We start from the raw sequence: 14,608 nt of genomic DNA, 5'->3' as shown, positions 1-14,608 counted from the left end.
GACCGTCCCGTCGTAAGGTGCTCAGACCGCGACCGGCTCGCCCGCGGCGTCGGCGATCTCCGCCTCGGCGACGACGCCCGTCACGCGGCGCAGCTTCTTCATGGGGCCGAGCTCGGACTCGTAGACCTTCTTGACGCCGTCGCCGAGGGAGGCCTCGATGGTGCGGATGTCGCGGACGAGGCGCTGCAGGCCCTGCGGCTCCACGGAGGCGGCCTGGTCCGAGCCCCACATGGCGCGGTCGAGGGTGATGTGGCGCTCGACGAAGGTGGCGCCGAGGGCGACCGCGGCGAGCGTGGTCTGCAGACCCGTCTCGTGGCCGGAGTAGCCGATCGGGACGTTCGGGTACTCGGCCTGGAGGGTGTTGATGACGCGGAGGTTGAGCTCCTCGGCCTTCGCCGGGTACGTCGAGGTGGCGTGGCAGAGCAGGATGTTGTCCGAGCCGAGCACCTCGACCGCGTGACGGATCTGCTTCGGGGTCGACATGCCGGTCGAGAGGATGACCGTACGGCCGGTGGCGCGGAGCGAGCGCAGCAGCTCGTCGTCGGTCAGGGACGCGGACGCGACCTTGTGGGCCGGGACGTCGAACTTCTCCAGGAAGGCGACGGCCTCGGTGTCCCACGGGGAGGCGAACCAGTCGATGTTCTTGCTCTTGGCGTACTCGTCGATCTGGCGGTACTCGTCCTCACCGAACTCCACGCGGTGGCGGTAGTCGATGTAGGTCATGCGGCCCCAGGGGGTGTCGCGCTCGATGTCCCACTGGTCGCGCGGGGTGCAGATCTCCGGAGTGCGCTTCTGGAACTTGACGGCGTCGCAGCCGGCCTCGGCGGCGGCGTCGATCAGCTTGAAGGCGTTCTCCAGCTCACCGTTGTGGTTGATGCCGATCTCGCCGACGACGTAGACGGGGTGGCCGGGGCCGGCGGTCTTCGAACCGAAGGTGCGCAGACGGGAGTTGGTGCTCATGGGGGAGAAATTCCTTACTTGTCGAGGGAGTCGAGAGAAGGGCCGAGGATCCAGCTGGCGATCTCTCGGATCGCGCCGTCGCCACCGGGGACGGTGGTGACCGCGCGTGCGGCGCCGCGCACGACGTCGTGGGCGCTCGCGACCGCCACCGGCCAGCCCACGAGGGCGAAGCACGGGAGGTCGTTGACGTCGTTGCCGACGTAGAGCACGCGCTCAGGCGCGATGCCCTGCTCCTCGCACCACTGCTTCAGTGCGAGGTCTTTCCGGTCGATGCCGTGCAGGACCGGGATCTTGAGCTTCCGGGCCCTGGCGGCGACGACCGGGTTCTGTTCCGTGGACAGGATCAGCATCGTCAGGCCGCTCTTGCGGAGGGCGGCGATACCGAGGCCGTCCCCGCGGTGCACGGAGACGAATTCCCGTCCGTCGGAGTCGATCAGCACCCTGTCGTCGGTCTGGGTGCCGTCGAAGTCGAGGACGACCGCGTCGATGTCGGCGGCGGTCGGGAGCGAACCGGGGCGGCTCGCGTCGAAGAGGGGGGCCAGCACGCGGGCGCGGGCCAGGTCGTGCGGGTCGTCGATCTCCAGCACCCGGGCCGGGTCGGTGCGGACGGGTTCCGTACGGCCGAAGAAGCGGTGCTGGTGCTCGCGCAGGCCCGCCGCGTCCATGGCGTAGGCGGCGCCGGTCTCCAGCAGGTCCTGGGGGCGGTCCTGGCGGCGCGGGCGGAACGACTTGTCGTGGTTGACGCCGTAACCGCCTTCGGTGGCGACGGAGTTGGCGACCTTGGTCGCCCCGCCCACCTCCGCGGTGCGGGAGGTGTCGACGACCGCCGGGTCGTCGGCCGCGTCCCGCCAGATGAACCCGTGGAAGGGAGCCACCGTCAGCGCGGTGTCGGCACCGTTCTCGACGACCGCCGCGGCGACCCCGTCGATGTCCTCCCGGGTGATGAACGGGCTGGTGCACTGGACGAGGAGGACCACGTCGACCGCCGCGCCGTGCAGCGCCTCGTGGGCGTCCATGGCGTGCAGCACGGCGGCCTCGGAGGTCGCGGTGTCGCCGGCGATGGCGGCGGGGCGCAGCACGACCTCGGCGCCGGCCTCACGGGCGGCCGCCGCGATCGCCTGGTCGTCCGTGGAGACCACGACGTCCGTGACGAGCCGCGTCGCCCGGCACTCGCGCACCGCGCGGGCCACCAGCGGCACTCCGCCGACCGGCAGGAGGTTCTTGGCGGGGACGCCCTTGGAGCCGCCCCGCGCGGGGATCACCGCGAGCACGCGACGTACCGAAGTCGCTTGGCCCGCTTCCGGGTTGGACATGGGAAGTACTCCTTGGGAAGGGATCTTGGCGCTCACAGCTCCCCCATCCGCCGGATCACCGGCGCCACGCGCTGGACGCCGTGGCGGTAGGCGCCGCGGGCGGCCCGGCGCACGATCTGCCGTACGGGACTGGGCTCCCTGTCCGCCGCGGGCGCGCCGGGCAGCGGGCTGCCGTCCGGGCCGAGGTGGTGGCGGGCGAGGATGCCGGGCAGATAGCCGGGCGCGGTGACGGGCGTGTAGTAAGGGGCGAGGGACGGGAGGTGGCCCGCTTCCAGCAGCTCGGTGATGCGGAACCGCGCCACGTCGAAGGCCGTCTCGTACGAGCCGTCGGCGGCGACGCCCTGCCGGGCGACCCACCGGGGGTCCGGCGACGGCTGGTGCCGGTCGTCCAGCTGGTCCCAGGAGGCGAGGCAGCCGGAGCCCACGAAGTGGTGGTTGCCGAGCGCCTCGCGCACCCCGAGGTCGGTCAGGACGACGGTGGGGATACGGCGGTGCAGGGATTCGAGGGCCGCCGTGGAGCTGATGGTGACCAGCAGGTCGGTGCGGTCGAGGACATCGCCCATGTGCCCGTAGACGAGGCGGAAGTTGGCGGGCAGGTCGGTCTTCTGCGCCAGCTTCTGGTAGGGCAGTTCCTCGATGTGCGTGGTGTGCTCGCCCGGCTTGGAGCGCAGCTTCAGCAGCACTTCGCGGTCCGGGTGGAGCCGGGCGTGCCGGATCAGCCGGTTCAGCAGGTACGTACGGTCCTTGCGGCTCTCCGGTACGGAGGGCTGGGCGGCGAAGACGACCGTGTACGGGTCGTGCTTCTCGTAGCCGTCGCCGCCCAGGAAGGGCAGCGCGACCTCGGTCACCGACGAGGCGTCGGCGCCGACCCCCTCGTACACGGCCCGGAATCGGTCCGCGTCCTGGCGGGAGTTGGCGAGGACGAGGTCCGCGCCGTGCCGCAGCAGCAGGCCGTCGGCGAGCTTCTCGTATACGACGCCGACATAGCCGGTGACGACCACGGGCCGCTCGGTCCGCCCGTCCCAGGCGCGGGCCAGGCCGTGGATCATCGCCTGGACGGCACCGCCGACCAGGGCGAGGACCAGTACGTCGTACCGCTCCTTCGCCATCTCGCGCAGGAATTCGACGGCGGTGACCTCGCGGAGGGAATCCGCGCGGACGCCGACTTCTTCGAGCTGGCGGGCGGTGGGGGTGGCACGGCCACGCAGGAGGAAACCGTCGAGGTGGATGTCCGATTCGGCCGGAGAGATACGATTCGCGGTGAGCGAACCCCATTTCCACCGAGTATCGGAATCCGCGAGAACGGCGACCCGCAGGGACTTCGGGGTACTTGCTGGCACGTCCAAGACGCTAGGAAGCCATTTCGAGGTGCGGCCCAACCCGAATGCAACAAAGGGTTAACAGCACGTCGACGAATGGCGAATCAGGCCGCCGGGGCACAGAAAAATAGCCTGGTTCACAGCTTCGCCACGCGCCGTTCACCTGGCATCAAGCCGCCGGTCAAGACGAATGCCGGGCCGCCCCCTAACGTCACAGGGGTGGTCAAGCTCTCCGTCATCGTGCCGTTCTACAACGTGCAGCAATACGCGCCCGACACCCTGAAGAGTCTGCGTGCGAACGCGCGCTCGGACTTCGAATTCATTCTCGTCGACGACTGCTCGCGCGACGAGACACCGGACATTCTCGCGCGCGCGGAGCGCGAGCTCCCGGGCGCGGTGTATGTCAGACACGAGAAGAACGGAGGTCTGGCCACCGCACGCAACACGGGGATCGACAAGGCGCGCGGCGACTACCTCACGTTCCTCGACGGGGACGACTGGCTCGCCCCCGGCTATTACGAGCAACTCCTCGCCTCCATCGAGGACTTGGGCTGCGACTTCGTCCGTACGGACCATGTCCAGTGCACCGCTCGCGCCCGCGCCATCCACCGTGTTCCGCACGGCCGGCGGGGCGTGGTGATGCGTCCGCGCGACGCGATCCTGCCCGCCGACCGGTCCACCTCCGTCGACTACGCCTACGCCTGGGCGGGCATCTACCACCGCCGGCTGGTGGACCGCGGGCTGCTCCACTTCACCGACGGCCTGCGTACGGCCGAGGACCGGCCGTGGATCTGGAAGCTGCACCGGGAGGCGGAATCCTTCGCCACGGTGGGGCTGCTCGGCGTGTTCTACCGGCGTGGCGTAGCCTCCTCCCTCACCCAGATCGGTGACGTGCGTCAACTCGATTTCATTCGCGCGTTCGATCAGGTCGTGGCGGAAACCGCCGAAGACCGTGACGCGGAAAAACTCCTGCCCAAAGCCGTGCGCACATATTGCGCGATTATTTCCCATCACCTGGGATCCATCGAAAGGTTCGAGCCAGCGGTGGCACGGAAACTCAAGTCGATGAGCGCAGTCGCCCTGCGGCGCATGCCGCAGGACGTGCTCGACGACGCCCTCGACTCGATGGACGTCCAGCGCGCCACGCGGCTGCGCCGGCTGCGCCGCCGTCCCGCCCCCGCCTCGGGGGTGGCCGCGTGACCACCCAGATCTTCCTGGCGTCCACGCTGTACGGGACGGCGACGCTCGCCGCCGCCCTGGACACCGAGTGTTTCGCGCCGGCCGACCGGCGCATCCTGCTCGTCTCCAACAACGCGGCGACACCCGAGACGACGTCCGGTGTGGACGAGATGCCCGGCTTCGAGCGGCTGCGCGGCCGCTTCGACGACGTGATCTCGTGGAACGAGACCATCTCGCCCTTCCACCCCGGCGGCTGGGCCCCACGGCTGGATGACGTGCCCCTGTGGGAGCGGCATCTGCGGCTCGCCTGGAACCTCGGCGACGACGACATCGAGCTGGCCGTCGAGTCGATCCAGGTGAACCCGGCGCTCGGCGTCGCGCAGATCTTCACCGGCGCGCCCGTCACCGTGTACGCCGACGGTCTGATGAGCTACGGCCCGACCCGCAACAAGATCGACCCGCTGGTCGGCACCCGGGTGGACCGCCTGCTCCACCTGGACCTCGTCCCCGGCCTCAGGCCGCTGCTCCTCACGGAGTTCGACGTCGAGCCGGAGATCGTCCCGACGGACGCGTTCGTGAAGGTACTCGCCGAACTCGTCGACACCGGCGACGCGTTGCCGTCCGTCGACGAACCGGCCCTGCTGCTCGGCCAGTACCTCTCCGCGCTGGACATCCTCACCGCCGAGGAGGAGGAGAACCTCCACGTCCGGATGCTGAAGGGCGCCCTCGCACTCGGCCACACCCGCGTGGTGTTCAAGCCGCACCCCTCGGCCCCGGCCCGCTGGTCGCGCATGCTGGAGAAGGAGGCCGAGAAGCTCGGCGCCGACCTCACCGTGCTCGACACCCCGGTCCTCGCCGAGGTGCTCTACCAGCGGATGCGCCCCGCCCTGGTCGTCGGCTGCTTCTCCACCGCGCTGCTCACCGCGTCGGCGCTGTACGGCCTGCCGGTCGCCCGCATCGGCACCGAGTCGCTCCTCGACCGCCTCACGCCGTACGAGAACAGCAACCGTGTCCCCGTGACGATCGTGGACGCCCTGCTGCCCGCACTGACCGACAAGGCGGCGGTCACCGAGCAGCGGCACGGCCTGGACGTCACCGCCCTCACCGGACTCGTACGAGCCGTGGGATTCGCCATGCAGCCGAAGATCTACCCGGACCTGCGTCCGGAGACCGAGCGCTATCTGACGCGGCATCTGAACCAGCACACCTGGCGTTACTTCAAGCGGCGACGGCTGACCTCGCTCGCGCTGCCCGGCGCGGTCCCGGCCCAGCTCGCCTTCATTCCGCGCAACGCGACGGTCCGCCGGGTGGCCCGCCGCGCCCGGTCGTTGAAGCGGGCGACGCTCGGATGACCGCCTCAGCCGCGGCGTCGGCCGCCGCCTCCGCACCGACGGACACGTCACTGCCGACGCCCGCGCCCAAAGCCGGTGCGGACGGTGTCCCGCCCCGGATACTGCGCCGGGCGCACGCACCACGCCTGCGTGCGCTCGACGGACTGCGGCTCGTCGCCGCGCTGATGGTCGCCGGGTACCACTACGGCGGCCGCGACGGCGAGGTCGCGCAGGCGTGGGGCAGTTCCGCGAAGCACCAGTTCCCCTCGCTGCACTCGTACTTCGCGTACGGCTGCCTGGGCGTCCAGGTCTTCTTCGTGATCAGCGGCTTCGTGATCTGCATGAGCGGCTGGGGACGCCCGCTGCGCTCGTTCTTCGCGTCCCGCGCCTCCCGTCTGCTTCCCGCGTACTGGGCGGCGATCATCATCGTGACGGCGGTGTTCGCGCTGCCCGTGGTCGCGTACAAGGCGGTCTCGCCGAGTGACGCGCTGGTGAACCTGACGATGCTCCAGCAGCCGCTGGGCGTGGACCGGGTGCTGGGCGTCTGCTGGACGCTGTGGGCCGAGGTCCGCTTCTACGCCCTCTTCGCCCTGTGCATCGTGCTGCCGGGTGCAAACCGGCAGCGGGTGATCCTCTTCTGCGCGGGCTGGACGCTGGCGGCGGCGTTCGCCCAGGCGGCGAACGAGCCGCTGCTGAACATCGTCCTGATGCCGGAGTACGCGTCGTACTTCATCGGCGGCGTCGGTCTCTATCTGATCCACCGCGACCGGCGGGACGCGTACGCCTGGGGCATCGTGGGCGTGAGCTGGCTGATCGGCCAGCACTACGCCGTGGTGAAGCTGTGGCACGCCCCGAACCCGGACTTCTTCTCCTACCGCACGTCGTTCGGCATCATGCTGGTCGTCACGCTCGGCTACGCGGCGGTGGCCGCGATCGCGCTCGGCTGGCTGAACTGGGCGAACTGGCGCTGGCTGAGCGTCGCCGGCGCCCTGACGTACCCCTTCTACCTGGTCCACGAGCACCTGGGCTGGGTCGCCATAAAGGCCTACCACCAGACCCTGCACATCCCGTCGTACGGCACGTTCGCGCTGACGGTCGCGACGATGCTGCTGCTGGCCTGGCTGCTGAACCGGTACGTGGAGGGGTGGCTCACCCCGAGGCTGCGCTCGGTGCTGTCGAGCCCCAGGCGCTGACCGCTCCCCAAGAGGCGGCTGCCAAGACCCGTTGCGCGGGCCGCGCCCAAGGCGACGAGGACGTGAGGGAAGCAAGCGGAATTGGCCGGCCGTTCACCTGAGCGTCCGTTTGAGCGGGCGTCCGCGGGCAGGCGCCGACCAGTTCCGCACAAGCTCGTCCGCCCAAGGGAGTGCTCCCCATGACCTTCGCCCACGGCACGACCCGTCCGCCCGGCCGGCTCGACGACGTACCCGGCTGGTTCCCCGTTCTCGACCAGACGCTCTTCGACTGGTTCCTGGGCCACCAGGAGTCCGCGGGAGTACGAGGTGATCTGCTGGAAGTCGGCGTGTACATGGGCAAGAGCGCCATCTTCCTCGGCCGCCATCTCCAGGACGGGGAGCGGTACACGGTGTGCGACCTCTTCGAGGGATCCGCACCGGACGACGCCAACCGGGCGGAGTCGACGAAGTCGTACGGCGCGCTCACCCGGCAGACGTTCGAGGAGAACTACCTCTCCTTCCACGACGCGCTGCCCCGCGTCCTGCAAGGCCCCAGCAGCGTGGTCCCGGCGGAGGTCGCCCCCCGCTCCTGCCGGTTCGTCCACATCGACGCCTCACACCTCTACGAGCACGTGTACGACGACATAGGCGCCGCCCGCGACGCCCTGCTGCCCGGCGGGGTCGTCGTCCTCGACGACTTCCGCTCGGAACACACGCCCGGCGTCTCCGTGGCCGCCTGGGAGGCGGTGCTCACCAGGGGCCTGCGCCCGATCTGTCTGAGCACGCAGAAGCTGTACGGGACCTGGGACGACCCCGGCCCCGCCCAGGAGGCGCTGCTGACGGCGGTGCGTGGGCGTGCGGACTGCCATCTGAGCGTTCAGCAGGCGGCCGGACATCGCATCATCCGCCTCAAGTCCAAGGGCATGCGGGCACCAGCCTTCCCGCCGTCCCGGTACGCGAGCGGGACCGGGGCCGCCACGGACCGGGCCCCCTCCCGGCCGGGCAGGGCCGCCGCCCCGCGGCGCGGCCGCACTCGGCGCATCGCGGCGGACCTGCTGCCGCCCGTCCTCACCCGCGCGATCCGCGGTGCCCGCCCGGGCAGGGACCCGGGGGCGCGCTGACCTGCGCGCCCGTCGGACGGGGCAGTAGTGCGGGCGGCGGTCGACGGGCCGGCCGTCGGGCGGCGGGCGGCCGGGGGCGGCGAAGAAGCGGCCGGGGTCGGCGGCGGGGCGGGCGGCCGGGGTCGGCTCAGCCGATCCCGTACCGCGCCTCGATCCCGGCGATCACCAGGGCCAGCCCCTCCTCGAAGTGCCGGTCGTAGTCCTCGAAGATCTCCGCGCCCGCCGCGGCCGTCAGCGGGAAGTCGGCCATCCGGCGGGCGCGTTCGTCGATGTCGTAGCCCTCGCGGCGCTCGCCCGGCAGGGGCTGGACACCCTGCTCCTCGGTGACGAAACCGAGTGTGTACATGTACGCGGTCGTGGTCGCGCGGACTGCCTGGGCGAGTGTGTACCCGGCATCCGTGAAGAGCCGCAGCATCTTCTCCATCTCGACGGCGTGCAGGGTGCCGGTGAAGCGTGTGCCGCTGAAGACCCTCGCGCCGTCGCGGTAGCTGAGCAGCGCGGCACGCAGTCCGCGGTTGGACGCCACCAGCCACTCCTGCCAGGTCGCGCCGAGCGTGCCCGGCATGCCGTCCTTCATGCGGCGGTACATCTCCGTCGCCATCTCGTCCAGCAGCTCCTGTTTGTTCTTGAAGTGCCAGTACAGGGCGGGCGCCTGGACGTTCAGCTCCTTGGCGATCGCGCGGAGCGTGAGGCCGTCCAGGCCGCCCTCGTTCAGGAGGGCGAGGGCGGTCTCGACGACCTGCTTCTTGTCCAGCTTGGGGGATCTCCGGGTAGCCACGCTTGACAGTTTAACGCCGTTAAGCACATGCTCGAAAGCATGGAACTTAACAACGTTAAGGAGCGTGCCATGGACACGGGAGCAACGGACTCAGAAGCAATGGCCACGGATGTACTTGTCGTGGGTGCCGGCCCCACGGGCCTCACCCTCGCCATCGACCTCGCCCGGCGCGGGGTGGACGCCCTCGTCGTGGAACGGGCCGACAGGCTGTTCCCCGGATCGCGCGGCAAGGGGCTCCAGCCGCGCACCCGGGAGGTCTTCGACGACCTCGGGGTGCTGGACGCGATCCACGCGGCGGGCGGCCCCTACCCGGCCGGGATGATCTGGCAGGACGGCAGGCGCGTGGGCGAGCACCAGATGTTCGACCCGGCCGAGACGAGCGTGGACTCACCCTATGGCGAGCCGTGGATGGTGCCGCAGTGGCGGACCCAGGAGATCCTGTTCGCGCGGCTGGAGGAGCTATGGGGGTCCCCCGTGTTCGAGCGAAGCCGAGAGCTCGGGGGAGGGCGGGTCGCCTTCGGGCGGGAGGTCGTCGGCCTCGCGCAGGACGACGACGGCGTGACCGTGGAGTTCGCGTCCGGCGCCCCGGTCCGCGCGCGGTACGCCGTCGCCGCCGACGGCGGTCGGTCGACCGTGCGCCGCGCGCTGGGGATCCGCATGACGGGAGAGACGGTCGACCCGAACCCGATGCTGGTGGCGGACGCCCGGATCACCGGCCTGGACCGCGACAACTGGCACGTCTTCCCGCCACGCGGGGACGCCGACGGCTTCCTGGCGATCTGCCCTCTGGCAGGCACGGAGGAGTTCCAGGTCACCGCCCGGTTCCCGCAGGGTACGGACATCGACCTCTCGCTCGACGGCATCCGCAAGGTCGTCGCCGCCCGCTCGCACCTCTCCCCCGACGACGTGACCGAGGTGCGCTGGGCCTCGGACTTCCGGCCGCGGGCCGCGCTGGCCGACCGCTTCCGCGCGGGGCGGGTGCTCCTCGCCGGGGACGCGGCGCACGTCCACTCCCCCGCCGGGGGCCAGGGCCTCAACACCAGCGTCCAGGACGCGTACAACCTGGGCTGGAAGCTGGGCGCCGTGCTGAGCGGCAAGGCTCCGGAGTCCCTCCTCGACACCTACGAGGAGGAACGGCTGCCCAACGCCGCCGACATGCTCGGCCTGACCACCCGGGTCCACCGGGGCGAGGTGCGGCGCGGCGCGGCCACGCGGCAGCTCGGGCTCGGCTACCGGGGCCGCTCACTCTCGATGGAGACCCGCGCGGGACTCCCCGAGGCCACGCTGCACGCGGGCGACCGGGCACCGGACGGAACGCTCGGCGGCGTACGCCTCTTCGACGCGTTCCGAGGCCCGCACTGGACGCTGCTGACGGTCGGCACGGACGAGACCGCACTGCCGCCCCTGCCCGCCTCCGTCCGTACGGTCCGCATCCCCTCCTACGAGGCGTACGGCACCGGCGTGTTCCTCGTCCGGCCCGACGGTTACGTCGGCTGGGCCGGCGAGACGGCTGAAGGGCTGACGGAGTACACGACCCGCGTGGGCGTGGCCTAGCCGCCGACCGGCCCTGGGGGCTTTGGGTCCTGGGGGCCCCGGGCCCCGGTGAGTCCTAGGCGCCGGCCAGTGTGAGCTTCACGGCGAAGCCGAGGAAGAGGGCGCCCGCGGCGGTGGTGGCCCCCGCGGAGAGCCGCTTGCGGCGGCGGAAGGCCGCCGCGAGCCTGGTGCCGCTGAATATCAGCGCGGACAGGTACAGGAAGCTCGCGAACTGGGCGAAGGCGCCGAGGACGACGAAGGAAAGGGCCGGGTAGGCGTAGCCCGGGTCGACGAACTGCACGAAGAAGGCGACGAAGAACAGGATCGCCTTGGGGTTGAACAGGCTGACGACGAACGCCCGCCGGAAGGGCCGCTCCTCGGTGCCGGTCGCGGGCTCCGCGCTCTCCGCCGCCCGCTCCCGCCGCGTCCGCCACATCTGCCACGCGGTTCGCAGCATCCCGACGGCGAGCCAGGTCAGATACCCGGCCCCCGCGTACTTCACGATCCCGAACAGCACGGCGTTCGCCTGCAACAGCGAGGCGACTCCGGCCGCCGACAACGTCATCAGCACGGTGTCCCCGCACCAGACACCCGCGGCGGCGGTGTACCCGGCCCGCACACCACGGCGGGCGGCGACGGAAAGTACGTACAGCGAGTTGGGACCGGGGAGCAGGACGATCAGGACGAGACCTGCGAGATAGGTGGGGAGATCGATGACGCCGAACATGAGAAGGAGTGTCGCACGGGGGTACGACACTCCGCGTTCGGGTCTCGCGGTTCAGTCACCGTCGAGGAGGGTGTCCACGGAGAGGTCGAGGGTGACGCCGACGCATTCCGGGACCGGAACGCTCTGGCCTCGCTCGTAGCGCTCGGGGGCTGGGTACTTGCCGTTGACCGGATCCCGGTAGAGCAGCACCTCGTCGTGCTTGCGGTCAGCCACGACGCAGACCGGAATGCCGGCCGGGGTGGCGGGCAGCACCCCGGCGGCGGCCGACCCTTCCGTTTCCGCCCCCGATCGCTCATACGGAGTAATTGCCCAGCTCAGAAGGCATCCGAGGGGACGTAAGTCCCCCAGACCTCCCGCAGCGCGTTGCACACCTCGCCCACCGTCGCGCGGGCGCGGAGGGCGTCCTTCATGGGGTAGAGGACGTTGTCCGTGTCCTCGGCGGCCTTCTTCAGGTCGGCCAGGGCGGCGTCGACCGCTGCCTGGTCGCGCTCCGCGCGGAGCTTGGCGAGGCGGTCGGCCTGCTGGGCCTCGATGGCCGGGTCCACGCGGAGCGGCTCGTAGGGCTCCTCCGCGTCGAGCTGGAAGCGGTTGACGCCGACCACGACCCGCTCGCCGGAGTCGGTCTCCTGGGCGATCCGGTAAGCGCTGCGCTCGATCTCGGACTTCTGGAAGCCGTGCTCGATCGCGTTCACCGCGCCGCCCAGTTCCTCGACCTTCGCCATCAGCTCAAGGGTGGCCGTCTCCACGTCGTCGGTCATCTTCTCGATGACGTACGAGCCCGCGAAGGGGTCGACGGTCGCCGTGACGTCGGTCTCGTAGGCCAGCACCTGCTGGGTGCGGAGGGCGAGCCGCGCGCTCTTGTCGGTGGGGAGCGCGATCGCCTCGTCGAAGGAGTTCGTGTGCAGGGACTGCGTACCGCCGAGCACCGCACCCAGGCCCTGGACGGCGACGCGGACCAGGTTCACCTCCGGCTGCTGGGCCGTCAGCTGCACGCCCGCCGTCTGCGTGTGGAACCGCAGCATCAGGGACTTCGGGTTCTTCGCGCCGAACTCGTCCCGCATCACCCGCGCCCAGATCCGGCGCGCGGCACGGAACTTGGCGACCTCCTCAAGGATCGTCGTCCGGGCGACGAAGAAGAAGGAGAGGCGGGGTGCGAAGTCGTCCACGTCCATGCCGGCCGCGACCGCCGTACGGACGTACTCGATGCCGTCGGCGAGGGTGAACGCGATCTCCTGCGCGGGGGACGCGCCGGCCTCCGCCATGTGGTAGCCCGAGATCGAGATGGTGTTCCACTTCGGGATCTCGGTCTTGCAGTACTTGAAGATGTCCGCGATCAGACGGAGGGAGGGCTTCGGCGGGAAGATGTACGTCCCGCGCGCGATGTACTCCTTGAGCACGTCGTTCTGGATCGTGCCCGTCAGCTGCGCGGCCGGCACGCCCTGCTCCTCGCCCACCAGTTGGTACATCAGCAGGAGCAGTGCCGCGGGCGCGTTGATCGTCATCGACGTGGAGACCTTGTCGAGGGGGATCCCGCCGAACAGGATCCGCATGTCCTCGACGGAGTCGATCGCCACGCCCACCTTGCCGACCTCGCCGTGCGCGATGGCGGCGTCCGAGTCGTGGCCCATCTGGGTCGGCAGGTCGAAGGCGACCGAGAGACCCATCGTGCCGTTGGCGATCAGCTGCTTGTAGCGGGCGTTCGACTCCACGGCCGTGCCAAAACCGGCGTACTGCCGCATCGTCCACGGACGGCCCGTGTACATCGACGGGTACACACCGCGGGTGAAGGGGTACTCGCCCGGCGCGCCCAGCTTCTCAGCCGGATCCCAGCCCTCCAGAGTCTCCGGGCCGTAGACCGGCTCGATGGGCAGACCGGACTCGGATTCGCGCGCCATTGCTGTGCCTCCCGCTGAAGCTACTCACTAGTAGGACCCGACCCTCGCGACGGACTGTAGCGGCGGCCGTGCGCCCGGTGGAGGGGCCCACGCTGGGACCTTGCTCACAGAACGCTTCCGGACCCTGATCAGTGACGTCGTGAGGAGACGTCGTTCGCAGACGTCTCCCGGTGACGACATCGACCGTTCCGCTCTCCACCATGCCGCCTGGTTCGCAACCGGTCACGCGGGGGGAGCATCTCAGGTGACACGACGGCACAACGGGGGTCCGGATGCGTACGACAGGTGCTACGGGTGGTACGGGTGGTACGACGGCCAGTGGTACGACGGCCGTGAAGAGATCGCTGGCGGCCCTCGTCGCCCTCGTCGCGGTGAGCGGCTGCACCGCACAGGCCGTGGACGCGCACGGGAAGACGCCGCCGCCCACCCGGACCGGCCGTACGGCCACGCCGGCGCCCACATCCCCTTCCGCCTCCACGCCCCAGGACGACAAGCCGGACGCCCCCGCCCCCAAGGTCCTCTGGTCCCGCGGCGACAAGGGCAACGACGTACGCGAACTCCAGGCCCGGCTGCACCAGGTCGCCTGGCTCATCACGGCGCCGACGGGGACGTACGACGCCCCGACGGTCGACGCCGTGAAGGGCTTCCAGGGCAAGCGGGGGCTGCCGCGCACCGGCGGCCTGGACACCGTCACCTGGGAGCGGCTGCGGAAGATGACGCACAAGCCCGCCGACTGGGAGCTGTACCCGTACGGCGGGCAGCCGACCGCCGCGCCGGACCCGCGCTGTATGACGGGCCGCGTGCTGTGCGTCAGCAAGGGGAGCCGCACGCTGCGCTGGATGATCGACGGGAAGACGGTCTCGACGATGGACGTGCGGTTCGGCTCGCAGTACACGCCGACCCGCGAAGGTGTGTTCAGCGTCTACTTCAAGTCGCGCTACCACGTGTCGACGATCTACCACACGTCCATGCCGTACGCGATGTTCTTCAGCGGCGGCCAGGCGGTCCACTACTCCCCGGACTTCGCGGCCCGCGGCTACTACGGCGCCTCGCACGGCTGCGTCAACGTACGGGACGAAGGGAAGATCGCGACGCTCTTCGCGCAGGTCCGCACGGGGGACAAGGTCGTCGTGTACTGGTGACCGACGCGGCGGGGAGAGCGGAGAAGGGAGTGGGGCGGGGGGGGGGCGGCCGGGGGACGGAAACCCCCCCCCCCCACAAAAACCACCCACCGCACCGCGGGGAGCACCCCCACCAAAAAACCGCCGAAAACAAACACA

13 protein-coding genes are annotated in these 14,608 nt (G+C 70.5%); 6 read left to right on the top strand and 7 right to left on the bottom strand.

The features are described 5' to 3' along the window. Positions 1-21: 21 nt before the first annotated feature. Genes ACFVXA_RS04780 through ACFVXA_RS04770 form a run of 3 tightly spaced genes read right to left on the bottom strand, consistent with a single transcriptional unit; the run spans position 22 to position 3,613 of the window. Positions 22-960 (bottom strand): N-acetylneuraminate synthase family protein, encoded by a 939-nt coding sequence (locus ACFVXA_RS04780; RefSeq protein WP_362032229.1) that lies wholly within the window; start codon positions 958-960, stop codon positions 22-24. Positions 961-974: 14 nt separating this feature from the next. Beyond that, positions 975-2,273 carry an N-acylneuraminate cytidylyltransferase gene (locus tag ACFVXA_RS04775; RefSeq protein ID WP_362032226.1) on the bottom strand — a complete coding sequence of 433 codons (1,299 nt, stop codon included), beginning with the start codon at positions 2,271-2,273 and terminating at the stop codon, positions 975-977. A 32-nt stretch (positions 2,274-2,305) separates the two neighbouring features. Beyond that, a complete protein-coding gene (locus ACFVXA_RS04770; RefSeq protein WP_362032223.1) occupies positions 2,306-3,613 on the bottom strand; it encodes a DUF6716 putative glycosyltransferase in 1,308 nt (435 codons plus the stop codon). Positions 3,614-3,811: 198 nt separating this feature from the next. On the opposite strand from ACFVXA_RS04770, the gene ACFVXA_RS04765 reads away from it, so the two are divergent. From ACFVXA_RS04765 to ACFVXA_RS04750, 4 genes are all read left to right on the top strand, one after another. Beyond that, complete coding sequence (locus tag ACFVXA_RS04765; RefSeq protein ID WP_383911199.1) at positions 3,812-4,792, top strand: glycosyltransferase family 2 protein; 981 nt, start codon at positions 3,812-3,814, stop codon at positions 4,790-4,792. After that, the gene (locus tag ACFVXA_RS04760; protein WP_362032221.1) at positions 4,789-6,123 is read left to right on the top strand and encodes an alpha-2,8-polysialyltransferase family protein; all 1,335 of its coding nucleotides are present in this window, start codon (positions 4,789-4,791) and stop codon (positions 6,121-6,123) included. Before ACFVXA_RS04765 ends, ACFVXA_RS04760 begins: the two co-directional genes overlap by 4 nt. After that, complete coding sequence (locus tag ACFVXA_RS04755) at positions 6,120-7,295, top strand: acyltransferase family protein (RefSeq protein ID WP_383911169.1); 1,176 nt, start codon at positions 6,120-6,122, stop codon at positions 7,293-7,295. The genes ACFVXA_RS04760 and ACFVXA_RS04755 overlap by 4 nt, the downstream gene beginning before the upstream one ends. Positions 7,296-7,474: 179 nt before the next feature. After that, positions 7,475-8,395, top strand: coding sequence for a class I SAM-dependent methyltransferase (locus ACFVXA_RS04750; protein WP_390023820.1), 921 nt, complete (start codon positions 7,475-7,477; stop codon positions 8,393-8,395). A gap of 127 nt (positions 8,396-8,522) precedes the next feature. On the opposite strand, the gene ACFVXA_RS04745 is transcribed toward ACFVXA_RS04750, so the two are convergent. Beyond that, positions 8,523-9,173 (bottom strand): TetR/AcrR family transcriptional regulator C-terminal domain-containing protein, encoded by a 651-nt coding sequence (locus tag ACFVXA_RS04745; protein WP_383735699.1) that lies wholly within the window; start codon positions 9,171-9,173, stop codon positions 8,523-8,525. A 39-nt stretch (positions 9,174-9,212) separates the two neighbouring features. Between ACFVXA_RS04745 and ACFVXA_RS04740 the strand changes: the two genes are divergently transcribed. Next, entirely contained in the window at positions 9,213-10,727 is a 1,515-nt protein-coding gene (locus ACFVXA_RS04740; protein WP_390023818.1) for an FAD-dependent oxidoreductase, read from the top strand. 55 nt (positions 10,728-10,782) lie between these two features. Here ACFVXA_RS04740 and leuE read toward each other — a convergent pair whose 3' ends face one another. The 3 genes from leuE to ACFVXA_RS04725 form a co-directional block, all read right to left on the bottom strand. Continuing rightward, positions 10,783-11,433, bottom strand: a complete 651-nt coding sequence (gene leuE / locus ACFVXA_RS04735; RefSeq protein WP_362021630.1) for a leucine efflux protein LeuE — start codon at positions 11,431-11,433, stop codon at positions 10,783-10,785. A gap of 51 nt (positions 11,434-11,484) precedes the next feature. Then, positions 11,485-11,646: a hypothetical protein gene (locus tag ACFVXA_RS04730; RefSeq protein ID WP_389938240.1), complete on the bottom strand. Its 162-nt coding sequence runs from the start codon at positions 11,644-11,646 to the stop codon at positions 11,485-11,487. A gap of 101 nt (positions 11,647-11,747) precedes the next feature. Further along, entirely contained in the window at positions 11,748-13,328 is a 1,581-nt protein-coding gene (locus ACFVXA_RS04725; protein ID WP_390023816.1) for a methylmalonyl-CoA mutase, read from the bottom strand. A gap of 272 nt (positions 13,329-13,600) precedes the next feature. Between ACFVXA_RS04725 and ACFVXA_RS04720 the strand changes: the two genes are divergently transcribed. After that, entirely contained in the window at positions 13,601-14,470 is an 870-nt protein-coding gene (locus tag ACFVXA_RS04720; protein ID WP_390023814.1) for a L,D-transpeptidase family protein, read from the top strand. The last annotated feature ends 138 nt before the right edge of the window (positions 14,471-14,608 follow it).

Origin of the sequence: Streptomyces sp. NPDC058246 (genome assembly GCF_042881985.1) — a bacterium.
Classification (GTDB): domain Bacteria; phylum Actinomycetota; class Actinomycetes; order Streptomycetales; family Streptomycetaceae; genus Streptomyces.
Note: the sequence above shows the minus strand (reverse complement) of the source record. Positions and strands in the feature narration are given on the sequence as shown.